The organism is Hydrogenophaga sp. 2FB, from assembly GCF_005503365.1.
Lineage (GTDB): Bacteria > Pseudomonadota > Gammaproteobacteria > Burkholderiales > Burkholderiaceae_C > Hydrogenophaga.
In genome coordinates, this window is record NZ_SCML01000007.1 from 112,429 (window position 1) to 128,358 (window position 15,930).

A 15,930-nucleotide genomic window follows, 5' to 3' on the forward strand; every position below is an offset into this window, starting at 1 on the left:
TGTGTCGAAAGACTGCGGGCGAGGGGCGGGGCGCGGATAATGGCCAGTTGCCCGATTTTGACCGAAGTTCCCCACTTGTCCTCCAACCCGCTGCACATTGAATTCCCCGAGTCGCTGCCCGTCTCGGCCCGCCGTCACGAGATCGAGGCCGCATTGCGCGACCACCAGGTGGTCATCGTCTGCGGCGAAACGGGCTCGGGCAAAACCACGCAGTTGCCCAAGATCCTGTTGCAGATGGGGCGCGGCAAATGCAACGCCAAGCCGGGGCAGCGCGGTCAACTCATCGGCCACACGCAGCCGCGGCGCATTGCCGCCTCCAGCGTGGCCAAGCGCATCGCGGAAGAGTTGAAGACGCCGCTGGGCGAGGTGGTGGGCTACAAGGTGCGCTTCCAGGACCGCCTTTCGCGCGATGCCTCGGTCAAGCTGATGACCGACGGCATCTTGCTCGCCGAAACGCAGACCGACCCGGACCTGCGCGCCTACGACACGATCATCATCGACGAGGCGCACGAGCGCAGCCTGAACATCGATTTCCTGCTGGGCTACCTGCGCCAGTTGCTGCCGCGACGTCCCGACCTGAAGCTGGTGGTGACCTCGGCCACCATCGACGCCGACCGCTTCGCCGAGTACTTCTCGTCGAGCAAAGGCAAGGCCCCGGTGTTGATGGTCTCTGGCCGCACCTTCCCGGTGGAGCAACGCTGGCGGCCGTTCGAGGAAAGCCGCGACTACGATTTGAACAACGCCATCGCCGATGCGGTGGACGAACTCTGGCGTGGGCCGCAGGGTGGGGACATCCTGGTGTTTCTGCCCGGCGAGCGCGAGATCCGCGAGGCGGCCGACCACCTGCGCAAACATCTCTCACATCAACCGGTGTTGCGTTCGGCAGAGGTTCTGCCGCTGTTCGCGCGCCTCTCGCAGGCCGAGCAGGACCGCATCTTCCAGGACCACAGCGGACGGCGCATCGTGCTCTCGACCAACGTGGCCGAAACCTCGCTCACGGTGCCCGGCATCCGCTTCGTGATCGACGCCGGCACCGCGCGCGTGAAGCGCTACAGCTTCCGCCAGAAGGTGGAGCAGTTGATGGTGGAGCCCATCAGCCAGGCGGCCGCCAACCAGCGCGCCGGGCGCTGCGGGCGTGTGGCCGATGGCATCTGCATTCGCTTGTACGACGAGGCGGGCTTCATCGGCCGTCCCCGGTTCACCGATCCTGAAATTTTGCGCAGCTCGCTCGCGGGCGTCATCCTGCGCATGAAAGCGCTGCGCCTGGGCGCGGTGGAAGACTTTGCGTTCATCGAGGCGCCGCAGAAGCGCGCCATCGTCGACGGCTACCAGCTGCTGGCCGAGCTCGGCGCGGTGGACGAGGCCAACGAACTCACGCCGATCGGCCAGACGCTGTCGCGCCTGCCGCTGGACCCGCGCGTGGGCCGCATGATCCTGGAAGCGCAGCAGCGCGGCGCGCTCGACGAGGTGCTGGTGATCGCGTCGGCGTTGAGCGTGCAGGACGTGCGCGACCGTCCGCTGGAGAAGCAGGCCCAGGCCGACCAGGCGCACGCCAAATTCGACGACGAGAAGAGCGAGTTCAGCGGCACGCTCAAGCTCTGGAAATGGCTGGACGACACCAAGGGTGGGCACGGCCAGGACCACAAGCTGAGCCACCGCCAGTACGAAAACGCGCTGCGTGAGAGTTACATCAACGTGCGGCGCGTGCGCGAGTGGCGCGACATCCATTCCCAATTGCACACTGTCGTCGCCGAGCACAAGTGGAAGCTCAACGACAAGCCGGCGAGCTACGAACAGCTGCACCTGGCGATGTTGTCGGGGCTGCTGGGCAACGTCGGGCAGAAGCACGAAACCGAAGACGTCTACCTCGGTGCGCGCGGCATCAAGTTCCACCGCCACCCGGGCGCGAACCTGAGCAAGCGGCCGGGCCGCTGGATCGTCTGCGCCGAGCTGGTCGAAACCACTCGGCTGTTCGGGCGAGGCATCGCCGGCATCGAACCGCAGTGGCTGGAGCAGGTGGGCTCGCACCTCATCAAGAAGCAGTTGCTCGACCCGCATTGGGAAAAGAAGGCCGCTCAGGTGACCGCGCTGGAGCGCGCCACGCTCTACGGCCTGGTGGTCTACAGCAACCGCCGCACCGACTACGGCCGCGTGGACCCGGTGGGCGCGCGCGAAATCTTCATTCGCGAAGCGCTGGTGGCGGGGGAGTGGGAAACGCGCCTGCCGTTCCTGGCCGCGAACCAGAAACTGGTGAAGCAGGTGTCCGAGCTCGAACACAAGTCGCGCCGGCAGGACGTGCTGGTCGACGACGAGCTGATCTACGCCTTCTACGACCAGCAACTACCCGCCAACATCTGCACCGGTGCCACGATGGAGCGCTGGTACCGCGACGCGGTGCGCGAGAACCCGAAACTGCTGCTGCTCACGCGCGAAGAACTGATGCGCCACGAGGCGGCCGGCATCACCACGCAGACCTTCCCCAAGACGCTGCGCCTGGGCGGTGTGGACTGCGTTTGCAGCTACCTGCACGAGCCCGGCGACCCGCGCGACGGCTTGTCGGTCACGCTGCCGATCTTCGCGCTCAACCAGGCCAGTGAAGACCGTTGCGACTGGCTGGTGCCCGGCATGCTCAAGGAAAAGGTATTGGCGCTGATCAAGACCTTGCACCAACGGCCACGGTCGCGGCTGGTGCCCTTGCCCGCCACGGCCGAGAAGTTCGCGCAGACCTTGTGCGAGCCCACCACGTTTGGCTCCGGCAACCTCATGGATGCGCTGCTCAAGCTGGTGCGCGCGGCCACGCAGCTCGACATCCAGCGCAACGACATCAAGGTCGACATGCTGAGCGCGCACCACTTCATGCACCTGCGCGTGGTGGACGAACATGGTCGCCAACTCGGACAAGGGCGCAACCTGGCCGCGCTCAAAGCCGAACTCGGCGCGCAGGCGCGCGGCGCATTCCAGGCGCTGGCGCAACTGAAGCTGGCACCGGCCGCTGGCGACGGGTCTGCACCCTCTCCCGCCAGCGGGAGAGAGCAGGGTGAGGGCAAGCAGGGGCAAGCCAAGCCACTCCCCGAGAGCAAGGATGCCAAGCCCTCTTCAACAAATCGCTCCAGCGCCACCCAACGCCACACCACCTGGGACTTTGGCGAACTGCCCGAACTGATGGAAATCCAGCAAGGCAAACAAACGTTGATCGGCTTTCCCGCCCTGGTGGACGATGGTGACGCGGTGCGCATCGAGGTGTTCGACGAACCCGAAGTGGCCCAGTCGCGCCACCGCGAAGGCCTGCGGCGCCTGTGTGCGTTGCAGATCCGCGACGCGCTGAAGTACCTGGAAAAAAACCTGCCCGGCCTGCAGGCCATGGGCGTGGCCTACATGCAGGTGGGCAAGGACACGGGCGGGGGCGGCACGCTGGAAGAGTTGCGCGCACAGATCCTCGAACTCGCGCTGGACCGCGCTTTCCTGGGCGATCCTCTGCCCACCGACGAAGCCGCGTTCAAACGCCGGGTGGAAGAGGGCCGTGGCCGCCTCACGCTGATCGCCAACGAGATCGCGCGCACCGCCGGCACCGTGCTCACCGAGTACGCCGCGGCCGCGCGCAAGCTCAAGGATGGCAAGCCGTCAGCCGATGTGGCGGCCGACATCGCGCAACAGCTGCAACGCCTGGTACCCAAGCGCTTCCTGTTGCAAACGCCGTATGCGCAACTGCAGCACCTGCCGCGCTATTTGAAGGCCGTGCAACTGCGGCTGGACAAGCTGCGCGCCGACCCCGCGCGCGATGCGGCCAAACTGGCCGAGCTGCGCCCACAAGACCAGCGCTTCTGGCGCCTGGTGGCCGAGCGCAAGGGCGTGCAGGACGCGCGCCTGCAGGAGCTGCGCTGGTTGTTGGAGGAGTTGCGGGTGAGTTTCTTCGCGCAGGAGCTGCGCACGCCCCAGCCCGTGAGCGTGAAGCGGCTCGACAAGGCCTGGGCCCAGCTCAATACCTGAGGTCCTGGCGCTTCAAAGCCGCGCGAGGCGCTTGAGCGCTTCGCGCAAGGTGTCGTCCTTCTTCGCGAAGCAGAAGCGCACCACCTTCTGGTCGAAGCCATTGCCGTAGAACGCCGACAGCGGAATGGCGGCCACGCCGATTTCTTTCGTGAGCCACTGGCAGAAATCGCCCTCGGGCAGGTCGCGCTCGGGCACGGCCAGGTTCGAGATCTCCACGCACTGGAAGTAGGTGCCTTCGCCCGGCAACAACCGGAAACGGGTGCCCGCCAGGCCCTCGCGGAACAGATCGCGCTTGCGTTGGTAGAACGCCGGGAGTTCAACGTACGGCGCGGGGTTGGCCATGTAGCTGGCCAGCGCGTGCTGCATCGGCGTGTTCACGGTGAACACGTTGAACTGGTGCACCTTGCGGAATTCGGCGGTGAGCGCCGCGGGCGCGACCACGGTGCCGACCTTCCACCCGGTCACGTGGTACGTCTTGCCGAAGCTGCTGATGATGAAGGCACGCGCGGCCAGGCCGGGGAAGCGCGCCGCGCTCTGGTGTGCCTGGCCGTCGAACACCATGTGCTCGTAGACCTCGTCGCTGATCAGCAGCACGTCGGTGGGTGCGAGCAGGTCTTGCAGGCGCTGCATGTCGGCCGCGCTCCAGACCGTGCCGCTGGGGTTGTGCGGGCTGTTGATGAGCAGGGCGCGCGTGCGCGGCGTGAGGGCGGCGGCGATGCGGTCGAAATCGGGTCGGAAGCTGCCGGGCGTGAGTGGCACGCGCACCGGCACGCCGCCGGCCAGCTCGATGTTGGGCACGTAGCTGTCGTAGCAGGGCTCGAGCACGATGACCTCGTCGCCCGGTTGCACGACCGCCAGCAGTGCGGTGAGGATGGCTTGCGTCGCGCCGGCCGTGACGGTGATCTCGGTGTTCGGGTCGCAGGCCAGGCCGTAGAGCGCCTGGATCTTGGCGGCCATGGCCTGGCGCAGCGCGGGCGCTCCGGGCATGGGCGGGTACTGGTTGTGGCCGGCCCGCATGGCCTGGGTGACCGCGTCCACCAGGGCCGGGTCGCAATCGAAGTCGGGGAAGCCCTGGCCGAGGTTGACCGCGTTGTGCTCGGTCGCCAGCGCCGACATGACGCTGAAGATGGTGGTGCCGACGTTGGGCAGGCGCGAGGGGAAAGTGGGCGTGCGGGGTGCGGGCGAGGTCATGGTGTCTGGGGAATCAGAGCTCGTAGTCGTCTGGGGTGCCGCTCATGGCACGCAAAATGAGGTCGCGCGAAAGCCGATCGCTCAGCAGTTCGGCAAAGCGCAGCACGAAATGGCGCAAGTAGGTGCCGCGCTTGAAGGCCACGCGCGCGAGGTTGTGGCCAAACAGCTGCGCGGCCGGGCGCGCCACCAGATCGGGCGTCTGGTTCTCGCCCTGCATGGCCATTTCGGCGACGATGCCCACGCCCATTCCGAGCTTCACGTAAGTCTTGATCACGTCCGAGTCGATCGCTTCGAGCACGATGTTGGGCTGCAGGTGGCGCAGCCCGAACGCCTGGTCGATGCGGGTGCGGCCGGTGAAGCTGGGGTGGTAGGTGATCAGCGGCACCTGCGCGAGGTCATCGAGCGTGATGCGCTCGCGCTCGAGCAGCGGGTGGTCGAACGGGAACACCAGCACGTGCTGCCACTCGTAGCAGGGCAGGGTGACGAGCTCGGGGTAGTTCACCAGCGACTCGGTGGCCATGCCGATCTCGGCCACTTCTTCCATCAGCATCTTGGCCACCTGGTCGGGTGAGCCCTGGTGCAGGCTGATGCCGACCTTCGGGTAGGCCAGGCGCAGCGCGGCCACCGGGCCCGGCAGCACATAACGCGCCTGGGTGTGGGTGGTTGCGATCGAGAGCGTGCCGCTGTCCTGCGCCGAGTACTGCTCACCGATGCGCTTGAGGTTGTTGACCTCGCGCAGGATGATCTCGATGCTCTTGAGCACCTGCTGGCCCGGCTCGGTGACGCGCTTGATGCGCTTGCCGTGGCGCGCGAAGATTTCGATGCCGAGCTCGTCCTCCAGCTCGATGATGGCCTTGGACACGCCGGGCTGCGAGGTGTGCAGCGCCTTGGCGGCTTCGGTGAGGTTCAGGTTGCGGCGCACCGCTTCCTGCACGAAGCGAAACTGGTGCAGGTTCATGCGGTGGTCTCCAGCGCGATTTTTGCAAGCAAGGCGGTCAGGCGTGGGTCTTCACCCGCGGTGGGCAGCAATTCGAACGCGGTGCCGGGGTGCGCGGCGCCCAGATCGGCCATGCGCTGCGGCAGGTCTTCACGGGCATGCTTGCCCATGCCGAAGAACAGCGGCAACACGCGGATGCGCGTGGCACCCTGGGCGACCAACTGGCGCGCGGCCGTGGCGATGTCGGGTTCGCAGAGTTCGAGGTAGGCGCACGAAACCACCGCGGACGCGTCGCCGCGGGCAATCTGCTGCGCCACCGACTCGATCGGTGCGCGCCACAAAGGGTCGCGCGACCCATGCGCCAGGACAATGACACCGAGCACGGCCCTACCTCCTGAGCACCAGCCACCCGAAGGCGCCGAGCGAGAAGACGGAATAGATCATCGCCGGCGAGGCCGCGGCCAGCCAGGGCCGCCACTGGTTGAGGTTGCCGATGTAGCCGAACACGTTGTTGAGCAGGAAGAAGCTGATGCCGATCATCACGCCGCCGAACACGTAGGCGGTGATGCTGCCGGAGCGGAAGTGCAGGTAGGCGAACGGCAGCGCCAGCACCACCATCACCAGGCAGCTCAACGGGTAGAACACCTTGCGCCAGAACTCGATCTCGTAGCGCTGCGCGGTCTGGCCGTTGGCCTCCAGGTGGCGGATGTAGCCAAACAGGTCGGCGGTGCGCATGCGGTCGGGCTTGAGCAAGGCCACCGACACCATTTCGGCGTTGATGCCGCTGGGCCAGCGGAAGGTCTCGAGGTTCTGCCGCAGCACGCGCGCCGAGGTTTGCCCGGCGGTGTCGAACTCACTGCGCTCCACCTGGCGCAGCGTCCAGGAATCGTCGTTTTCAATCTGACCGGTGTCCGCGCGCACCGTGGACATCAGGAAACCCTGGTTGTTGAATTCGAAGATGCGCACATTGCCCAGCTCACCCTGGGGTGACATGGAGCCCACGTTGACAGAAAAGTTGCTGTACGGTTGCTTTTCCTTGAGCCAGGCGCCGGTCTGCCCCAGGCTGATGTTGCCCTGGTAGCGTGCCTTGAGCAATTGCGCGGTCTTGTCCGAGAGCGGCGCGAGGTAGTCGCCAATGGCGAAGGTCAGCACCACGAAAACCAGGCCCAGACCCAGCAGCGTGCGCAACGCCCGCCAGGGCCCCAGGCCACTGGTGCGCAGGATGGTGTATTCCGAACCCTGCGCCAGCCGCGCCAGCACGAAGATGGAGCCGATCAGCACGGCAATCGGCAGCAGCTCGTAGATGCGGCTGGGCATGACCAGTGCCACGTAGAGCAGGGCGTGCGGCACTTCATAGACCAGTTTCGCGTCGAGCGCCGAGGGCTTGCCCAGTTCGGGCAACTCGTCGACGAAGTCGAAGAAGAAGAACAGCGAGAGGAAGGCCAGCAGCACGAAGAACACGGCCGCGAAGATCTCACCATAGATGAGGCGTCGGATGGTCTTCATGCGGCGGCGCCTTGTGCCTCGGCCCGCTGGGCCCGTCGGGCGCGAAGCCAGCCACGCACGCTCAGATTGTGGTGGCGCTTGAGCATCCAGAGCACGGTCAGGATGAACACCCCGCCGTGCAGCGTGAGCATGTAGCCCGCAAGCGGGAACAGGCCGCTGGCGACCCAGCTCTGGCCCAGGTTGAGCAGGTTGTAATAGAACACGAAAGAGAAGAGGGTGAAGAACAGGTTGCCGCCGCGCCCCGCGCGCGGGTTGCCGGTGGTGGTGGCCACCGCGATCAGCACGAAGTTCATGGCGGTGAGGGCCATGCCCACGCGCCAGCCCAGTTCGCCCAGGTTGGCGCGGGTGGGGTCGGCGATGAGGTCCCAGCTGCTGCGGGCCTTGAGCGCCTCGCCGCGCTCGCTGGCTTCGAATCCGCCGATCTGCGTGCCGTACTCCTCGAACTCGCTCACTTGCAGGCTGCCCTGGTCGGCTGCCGCCTCCAGGCGCTGGCCGTTGTTGAGCATCAGGATCTGTCGGCTTTCAATCCATTCGATGCGCCCCGAGCGCGCCGATGTCACGGTTTCGCTGCCATCCTTTTCGGTGCTGGAGATGAAGATGTTGCGGCCTTCGGTGCCATCGGCCGTGTCCTTGTCAATGAAGAACACGCGCCGTCCACTCGACGATTCCTGAAACTGCCCCGGCGCGATGCGTTCGAGGTCCCCGCGTCGCTCGAAGCGGTCGCGCAGGGCGTCCGTCTGTGCATTGGCCCAGGGCCAGACGAAGAACACCATCAGCGTGATGACCACCAGGATGGGCCACGAAAACCGCACCACCGGGCCGAGAAAGCCCCCGAGCGAGCGCCCGCTGGAGAACCAGATGATCATTTCGCTGTCGCGGTACATGCGCGAGAGCGTGAAGACGATGGCGATGAACAGGGCCAGGGTAAGGACCGTGGGCATGCGGCCGATCACGGTGTAGCCCAGCACGAGGGCGATCTCTTGCGGGTTCACGCTGCCACGCGAGGCCAGGCCGACCGTGCGGATCAGCAGCATGGTCAGCACGATGGTGAACAGCACCAACAGCGTGGCCCCGAAACTGCGCGCCAGCTCTTTGCGGATGGAGGAATGGAATAACATCGATCGAGAACAGGAAAACACGATTATGGACTTCGAACTCAAATCACTTTCTCCCACCCAGGCCGCCCCATGGGCTGTCGACGCCTTGCTGGTGCTGGTGCCCGATGCCGTACCGAAAAAGACCGAAGCCGGCGCGTTGCCGCAACTGGTGGCAGAGGCCGTCCAGCGGGGCGATCTGGAGAGCGGCGCCGGCAAGCAGTTGCTGTGCTACCGACCGGCCGGGTTCAAGGCCGCTCGCGTGCTGCTGGTGCGCGTGGGCGACGGCTCCGCCGCCTCGGTGCGCAAGGCTGTGGCGGCCGGGGTGTCCGCGCTCAAGCAGCCTGGCGTGAAAAAGCTGGGCCTGTTGCTCAGCCTCTTCGACGCGGACAGCCACGCGGTGCGCAGCGCCGTGCAGGCGTGTGCGGACGCGACCTATGTCTACACCGCCACCAAGCCGTCGGCCAAGGCCCGTTCGTTGCAGCAGGTGGTGGTGGGCGTGGCCCAGGCCCCGGCCGTGCGCGACGGCTTCGATGCGGGTCGTGCGCTGGTCACCGGCGTCGAATTCGCCAAGGAGTGGGCCAACCGCCCGGCCAACCACGCCACCCCCAGCATGCTCGCCGAGGCCGCGCGCAAGCTCGGGCGCCAACCGCGCATGAAGACCGAAGTGCTCGGCCCCAAACATGTCGAGGCCTTGGGCATGGGCTCGTTCATGGCGGTGGCCAAGGGCTCGGCGGAGCCGCTGCGCTTCATCGTCATGCACTACAGCGGCGGCGCCAAGGACGCCGCGCCCGTGGTGCTGGTGGGCAAGGGCATCACCTTCGACACTGGCGGCATCTCCATCAAACCCGCGGCCGAGATGGACGAGATGAAGTTCGACATGGGCGGCGCTGCCAGCGTGCTCGGCACCTTCGCGGCATTGGCCGAACTGCAGCCCGCCATCAACGTGGTCGGGCTCATCCCCAGTTGCGAAAACATGCCCGACGGCATGGCCGTGAAGCCCGGCGACGTGGTCACCAGCATGAGCGGGCAAACCATCGAAATCCTCAACACCGATGCCGAAGGACGCCTGATCCTGTGCGACGCGCTGACCTACGCCGCGCGCTTCAAGCCGCACAGCGTGATCGACATCGCGACCCTCACCGGCGCCTGCGTGATCGCCCTGGGCGGCGTGCGCTCGGGCCTGTTCTCCACGCGCGACGACCTGGCGCAGGCCCTGCAGCAGGCCGGTGAAGCGGCGCTGGACCCGTGCTGGCGCATGCCGCTGGACGACGAGTACGCAGAAGGTCTCAAGTCCAACTTCGCCGACATGGGCAACGTGGCGGGCCGCGCGGGCGGTGCCATCACCGCGGCCAAGTTCCTGCAGAAGTTCACCGCCGAGCTGCCCTGGGCGCACCTGGACATCGCGGGAACGGCCTGGAAAGGCGGCGCGGCCAAAGGCTCCACCGGCCGGCCCGTGCCGCTGCTGCTGCAGTACCTCCTCGATCAGGTCGCCTCGGGCAAAGCCGGCGGTGCAACGCCGCGCGCGAAAACCCGGAAAGCGGCCAAGGCCTGAGGCCGTCCGCCATGACCACCGAAGTCGCCTTCCATTTCAACGCCCCGGACAGGCTGAGCTACGCCTGCAGGTTGCTGCGAAAGGCCTACCTGAAAGGCGCTCGCGTGCTCGTGCTGGTGGATGACGGCGAGCGTGCCGCGCTCGACGCGGCGCTCTGGACGGCGGTGGTTGGGGAGTTCGTGCCTCACAGTGGCCCGAACGACCCGCCGCATGTGCAGGCCCGTTCACCCATCCATCTCGCCAGCGACGCGTCCGCCAGCAACGGCGCTTCGGTGCTGGTGAATCTGCGTGCCGAAATGCCGCCCGGGCACGAGCGCTTTGCCCGGGTGATCGAGGTCGTCACCAACGACGAGGGCGACCGCAGCCACGCGCGCGAGCGCTGGAAGCGCTACAAGGCCCAAGGCATCGAGCCGCAGCGGCACGATCTGAAACTCGCGCCTCAGGACTGATGCACACGCGCCACATGCGCGGCACTTATGCGCCCTGCAAGAGGGTGATCTGGCCTTTGGGAAAACCCTCGGTCCGCTGACACAGCGGTGCAAAGCGTGAAAACTGGTGGTTTTTTGGAGTATCTTTATGCGTGGGGAGAAAAAGTTCCCTCCGCATTCCAACTCCTATCCTTTCCGAGGAAAACCATGCAACTGAACACCAAACTGGCCGTTATCGCGGCGGCTGTCGCGCTTGCCGCTTGTGGCAAAAAAGAAGAAGCAGCCCCGGCTGCCGCTCCTGCCGCAGCCCCCGCACCAACGGCCCAGGTCATCAAGATCGGTCACGTTGGTCCCACCAGCGGCGCAATCGCCCACCTCGGCAAAGACAATGAAAACGGCGCCCGCATGGCGATCGAAGAGCTCAACGCGGCTGGCCTGACCATCGGCGGCGCGCCCGCCAAGTTCGAGCTGCTGGCCGAAGACGACGCGGCCGATCCCAAGCAAGGCACGGCAGCCGCCACCAAGCTGGTGGACGCCAAGGTGGCCGGTGTGATCGGTCACCTGAACTCGGGCACCACCATCCCCGCCTCGCAGATCTACAACGACGCTGGCATTCCCCAGATTTCGCCCTCGGCCACCAACCCCAAGTACACCCGTCAGGGCTACGCAGGCGCGTTCCGCGTCGTGGCTGACGACGTGCACCTGGGCGGCACGCTGGGCAAGTACGCTGTGGAAACCCTCAAGGCCAAGAACGTGGCCGTGATCGATGACCGCACCGCGTACGGCCAAGGCGTGGCCGACGAGTTCGAAAAGGGCGTGGCCGCTGCCGGCGGTACCGTGGTGGGTCGTGAGTTCACCAACGACAAGGCCACCGACTTCAACGCCATCCTGACCACGCTGAAGGCCAAGAAGCCCGACGTCGTGTTCTTCGGCGGCATGGACGCCGTTGCCGGCCCGATGCTCAAGCAAATGAAGCAACTGGGCATCAAGGCCAAGTTCATGGGCGGCGACGGCATCTGCACCACCGAACTGCCGAAGCTGGCCGCCGATGGCCTGGGCGACGACCAGGTCTACTGCGCGGAAGCCGGTGGCGTGGAAGGCGAGCAGAAGGCCGGCATGGACAAGTTCCGCGTCGACTTCAAGGCCAAGTTCAACGACGACGTGAAGGTGTACGCCCCATACGTGTACGACGCCGTGAAGGTCATGGCCAACGCCATGGTCACCGCCGGTTCCGCCGATCCGAAGGTGTACCTGCCGGCGCTCAAGGCCACCAACTACAAGGGTGTGACGGGCAACATCGCCTTCGACGAAAAGGGCGACATCAAGAACGGCGCCCTGACGCTCATGACCTTCAAGGGCGGTGTGCGCACCAACCTGGCCGTGATCCGCTGATCGATCCATCGCGTTCACGCGAGCCGCGAAGTCCGTCACCGGATTTCGCGGCACACCAAGAAGCCACCGCATGCGGTGGCTTCTTTTTTGCCCTCCATTCGAGGGCTTTTGTCCTCGTGCGTGGGTGCGGTCCTACACCGGTGTCCGGCATGAGCCGACACGGGGCTTGATGGTGCGTTTCTAGACTCGGACGGACAAGGAAACACCATGGACAACATCTACGAAGCCCTGCGCGAGAGCCACGCAACCCAGCGCACCCTGTGTCGGCGCTTGTCGCGCATGAAGCCGGACGACCCGCGCGCGCAGGAGACGTTCCAGGCGCTGCGCATCGAGCTGGCGGCACACGCCGCGGCCGAGGAGCGCTTTCTGTATGCCCAGATCCTGTTCGATGACATGGGCTTGAAGTCGTCCCGCCATGCCTTGGCCGAGCACCATGAGATTGATGAATGCGTCGAGGCGATCGAAGAAGCGCGCAACCAACCGGACGCCTGGCCCGAGCTGGTGCGCAAGCTCTCCCACGAGGTGCACCACCACCTGCGGGAAGAGGAGAAAAAGTTCTTTCAGCTGTCGGGCAAGATCCTGAGCGACAAGCAGAAGGTGGGCCTGGCCGCGCGGTACCGGCGCGACCTGAACCGCATGCGCGGCGTGTTGGCCTGAACCCCGGCAACAGGCTGCCTGAGAGGTACTACGGGCGTTGTAGGCCTATTCCTACAGACAGCGAGGCGCGGAACTGACATGGTCGCAGCATGCGCATTGAGATCATGCATTCAGTGACGCCCATACCAATGACCACAGGGAAGCACCATGAACCGCAACGCACCCATGGCAGGCCGCAATGACGATTCATGGGTCGGCGTGTTCACGCATGTGCTGATCTGGCTGTTGCTGGTCGGCTCGTGTCTGCTGTTGGCCTGGTTCGTCGCCGTGTTGCACGACAGCACGGAACGCGGCGAGCAGCGGCGTTTGCAACAACGCACCCTGGCTTCGCCCTTCCTCAGCGAGACAAAAACGGGCGAAGTGCGTTAGCGCTGCCAGCGGCGCAGGCTGCTAGAGCGCCTCTAGCGCGCTGCCCAGGGCATCGAGTTCCACGCGCAGTTCCTGGGCCAGCGTCTGCAACGGCCCCGAGAGCGTGCGCACCACCAAGGGCAGGGGTTCGTCGGTCGACACGCTGAGGTTCAGCACGTAGACCCCTTCCGCCGTGACCAGCGGCGTGGCCAGCGCCACCACCTCGGGTTGCCAGGACGCCGCGCAGAAACCCTGTTCCCGCATCTGTTTGAGCGCATTGCCGATCTCGGCCTGCACGGTGCGCCACTGCGCGCCGCAACGGCGCTGGAACACCTCGTACAAGGGCTGCCTCTGAGGGGCCGACAGGGTCGCGAGGTAGGCGCGCCCAAGCGAGGTGAGCTCCATGGGCACGCGCTGGCCGGAAACCACGTTGCGCAGCGCGACGCGGCGGTTGTAGCGGATGGACTCCAGGTACACCATCTCGTCGCCGTCGGGCGCGGCCAGGCCGACGTTGATGCGCTGGCTTTCGGCCAGGGCGCGCATGCGCGGAGCGGCCAGGGCCAGCACCGACGAGCCTGCGCGCATCGCGTGGGCAAAGCTCAGCACCGGTGGCGCCAGTCGGTAGGCGCGGCGGAGGCCGTCGTGCTGCAGCATGCCGCAGAGCACGAGCGTCTGCGTGAGGCGGCTGACGGTGGAGGGCGACAGGCCCGTGCGCTCCGCCAGTTCGCTGTTGCCCAGCCAGCTCGATCCGGGCCGGAACGCCCGCAGGATGTCGATGCCCCGGATCAGCGAGCGGTTGGTGGGCGAGGTGCCGAACCGTTCGTTGTTTGCTGCGTTCTCGTTCATCTGCGTGTGTCCATGAAATTCCATGAGGTGGAAGCCGCATCATCCGCGATCCAGGCGCCATCGCCCTCATGAAGAACCCCGATGGCATCCACCTCAATTCCATTGAATGGAATTGAAGGAGTGCCAAACCGGCACTGAAAACGTAGCATTTCCTGGCCTATTCATATTCCAGGAGACACACACCATGACCCTTCAGCGTTCAGCCTCCACCTTGCGCCGCGGCATCGTCCTCGCGCTCGCCACGCTCACCACCTCGGTCGCGCTGGCGCAGCAGTTCCCCGACAAACCGATCCGTCTGGTGGTGCCGTTTGCCCCCGGTGGCGGCACCGACATGATCGCGCGCACGATCGGCCTGGGCATGTCGAAAGAGCTCGGCCAGTCGGTGGTGATCGAGAACAAGCCCGGGGCCGGCACCATCATCGGCACCGAGACCGTGGCCAAGAGCCCGGCCGATGGCTACACCGTGGTGATCGCCACCTTCGCCCACGCGGTCAACCCCAGCATGATGCCCAAGCTGCCCTTCGACACCGAGAAGGCCTTCGCGCCCGTGATCCTGATCGGCAAGGGTCCGAACGTGCTGGTGGTGCGCGCGGACAGCCCCTACAAGACGGTGAAGGACGTGGTGGACGCCGCGCGCGCCAACCCGGGCAAGCTCACCTACGCCTCGCAGGGCAATGGCACCTCCGCGCACCTCGCGGGCGAGATGTTCGACAACCTGGCCAAGGTGAAGACCAGCCACATCCCGTACCGTGGCGCGGGCCCGGCCCTGACCGACCTGCAAGGCGGCCAGGTCAACATGATGTTCGGCACGGCGGCCGGGGTCTCGTCCCTGGTCGACAGCGGCAAGCTGCGCGCCATCGCCGTCACTGGCGCCCAGCGCTCCCCCGTGTTCAAGGACTTGCCCACGGTGGGCGAAACCGTGCCGGGTTATGCGGTGGAGAGCTGGTACGGCCTGTACGTGCCCGCCGGCACGCCGGCCGACGTGATCCACAAGCTCAACGCGGCCGCGAAGAAGGCCGTGGCGACCGACGATTTCCGCAAGAAGGTGGAGCAGGAAGGCCTGGTCATCAGCGCGGGCGCACCCGCCGAGCTGGACAGCTACGTCCGTGGCGAAGAAGCGCGCTGGCGCAAGATCGTCAAGGAAAACAACATCACCTCGAACTGAGTCCACCCAACGCCTTCTGGAACCGCCATGACCTTCTCCCTCATCGACCTGCAGGTCGACACCGGTATCGCCACCCTCACGCTGAACCGGCCGGACAAGCGCAACGCCATGAGCGACGCGATGCGCGCCGAATTCATCGACGCCCTGGAACAGGTGGCGGCCGACAAGGCCATCCGCGCGCTGGTGCTCACCGGCGCGGGCAAGGCCTTCTGCGCCGGCGGCGACATCGCCGGCATGGAGAAACGCATGAACGCACCGGCGGGCGAGGTGGGCTTCAACGGCTGGCACCGCCAGCAGCGCGTGCACCACACGCAGATGCTGCTGCACACCATGCCCAAGCCGGTGATCGCGGCGGTGAACGGCTCGGCCTCGGGCCTGGGCGCTGACACCGCGCTGGCCTGCGACTTCGTGATCGCCAGCGAGTGGGGCAGCTTTGCCTGGTCCTACATCCACCGCGGCATCGTGCCCGATGGCGGCGGCATGTACTTCCTGCCGCGCCGCGTCGGCTTGTCCAAAGCGAAAGAACTGGTGTTCACCGGCCGCAAGGTGGAGGTGGACGAGGCGCTCGCCCTGGGCATCGTCGACCGCAAAACCGCTGCCGCACAACTGGTGTCGGACGCACAGGCCTGGGCGCGCGAACTGAGCAAGGGCTCGGCCACCGCGCTCGCGCTCGGCAAGAACATCCTCAACCAGAGCTTCGAGCTGCCGGCGAACCAGGTGTTCGCGCAGGGCAGCCAGGCGCAAGGCATCTGTTACACGAGCACCGAACACCGCGATGCGGTCATGGCGTTTCTGAGCAAGACCGTCGCCGCCAAGGAATGACA

General features: G+C 66.1%; 14 protein-coding genes. 8 read left to right on the plus strand and 6 right to left on the minus strand.

What is annotated here, in order from left to right:
• Positions 1-39: 39 nt before the first annotated feature.
• Positions 40-3,987: an ATP-dependent RNA helicase HrpA gene (hrpA, locus tag FFS09_RS06460; protein WP_137918039.1), complete on the plus strand. Its 3,948-nt coding sequence runs from the start codon at positions 40-42 to the stop codon at positions 3,985-3,987.
• A gap of 12 nt (positions 3,988-3,999) precedes the next feature.
• Here hrpA and FFS09_RS06465 read toward each other — a convergent pair whose 3' ends face one another.
• From FFS09_RS06465 to lptF, 5 genes are read right to left on the minus strand one after another with little or no spacing between them, the layout of a single operon-like run.
• Positions 4,000-5,178, minus strand: coding sequence for a pyridoxal phosphate-dependent aminotransferase (locus tag FFS09_RS06465; RefSeq protein ID WP_137918040.1), 1,179 nt, complete (start codon positions 5,176-5,178; stop codon positions 4,000-4,002).
• A 13-nt stretch (positions 5,179-5,191) separates the two neighbouring features.
• Positions 5,192-6,136, minus strand: coding sequence for a CysB family HTH-type transcriptional regulator (locus FFS09_RS06470; protein ID WP_137918041.1), 945 nt, complete (start codon positions 6,134-6,136; stop codon positions 5,192-5,194).
• Positions 6,133-6,498, minus strand: a complete 366-nt coding sequence (locus FFS09_RS06475; RefSeq protein WP_137918042.1) for a sirohydrochlorin chelatase — start codon at positions 6,496-6,498, stop codon at positions 6,133-6,135. The genes FFS09_RS06470 and FFS09_RS06475 overlap by 4 nt, the downstream gene beginning before the upstream one ends.
• A gap of 4 nt (positions 6,499-6,502) precedes the next feature.
• A complete protein-coding gene (gene lptG, locus FFS09_RS06480; RefSeq protein WP_137918043.1) occupies positions 6,503-7,621 on the minus strand; it encodes an LPS export ABC transporter permease LptG in 1,119 nt (372 codons plus the stop codon).
• The gene (gene lptF / locus FFS09_RS06485; RefSeq protein ID WP_137918044.1) at positions 7,618-8,739 is read right to left on the minus strand and encodes an LPS export ABC transporter permease LptF; all 1,122 of its coding nucleotides are present in this window, start codon (positions 8,737-8,739) and stop codon (positions 7,618-7,620) included. The genes lptG and lptF overlap by 4 nt, the downstream gene beginning before the upstream one ends.
• Positions 8,740-8,764: 25 nt before the next feature.
• Here lptF and FFS09_RS06490 point away from each other — a divergent pair, with 25 nt between their 5' ends.
• The 5 genes from FFS09_RS06490 (at position 8,765) to FFS09_RS06510 (ending at position 13,116) form a co-directional block, all read left to right on the plus strand.
• Positions 8,765-10,270, plus strand: a complete 1,506-nt coding sequence (locus FFS09_RS06490) for a leucyl aminopeptidase (RefSeq protein WP_137918045.1) — start codon at positions 8,765-8,767, stop codon at positions 10,268-10,270.
• A gap of 11 nt (positions 10,271-10,281) precedes the next feature.
• A complete protein-coding gene (locus tag FFS09_RS06495) occupies positions 10,282-10,719 on the plus strand; it encodes a DNA polymerase III subunit chi (protein ID WP_137918046.1) in 438 nt (145 codons plus the stop codon).
• Between the two features lie 186 nt (positions 10,720-10,905).
• Positions 10,906-12,090 (plus strand): branched-chain amino acid ABC transporter substrate-binding protein, encoded by a 1,185-nt coding sequence (locus FFS09_RS06500; RefSeq protein ID WP_137918047.1) that lies wholly within the window; start codon positions 10,906-10,908, stop codon positions 12,088-12,090.
• Between the two features lie 207 nt (positions 12,091-12,297).
• Positions 12,298-12,747, plus strand: a complete 450-nt coding sequence (locus FFS09_RS06505; protein ID WP_137918048.1) for a hemerythrin domain-containing protein — start codon at positions 12,298-12,300, stop codon at positions 12,745-12,747.
• 147 nt (positions 12,748-12,894) lie between these two features.
• On the plus strand, positions 12,895-13,116 hold the full coding sequence (locus FFS09_RS06510) for a hypothetical protein (protein WP_137918049.1): 222 nt from the start codon (positions 12,895-12,897) through the stop codon (positions 13,114-13,116).
• A gap of 21 nt (positions 13,117-13,137) precedes the next feature.
• Here the strand turns inward: FFS09_RS06510 and FFS09_RS06515 are convergent, their stop codons facing one another.
• Positions 13,138-13,941 (minus strand): IclR family transcriptional regulator, encoded by an 804-nt coding sequence (locus FFS09_RS06515; RefSeq protein WP_137918050.1) that lies wholly within the window; start codon positions 13,939-13,941, stop codon positions 13,138-13,140.
• 184 nt (positions 13,942-14,125) lie between these two features.
• On the opposite strand from FFS09_RS06515, the gene FFS09_RS06520 reads away from it, so the two are divergent.
• Both FFS09_RS06520 and FFS09_RS06525 read left to right on the plus strand, forming a co-directional pair.
• Positions 14,126-15,106: a tripartite tricarboxylate transporter substrate binding protein gene (locus tag FFS09_RS06520; RefSeq protein ID WP_137918051.1), complete on the plus strand. Its 981-nt coding sequence runs from the start codon at positions 14,126-14,128 to the stop codon at positions 15,104-15,106.
• A gap of 27 nt (positions 15,107-15,133) precedes the next feature.
• On the plus strand, positions 15,134-15,928 hold the full coding sequence (locus FFS09_RS06525) for an enoyl-CoA hydratase/isomerase family protein (RefSeq protein WP_137918052.1): 795 nt from the start codon (positions 15,134-15,136) through the stop codon (positions 15,926-15,928).
• The last annotated feature ends 2 nt before the right edge of the window (positions 15,929-15,930 follow it).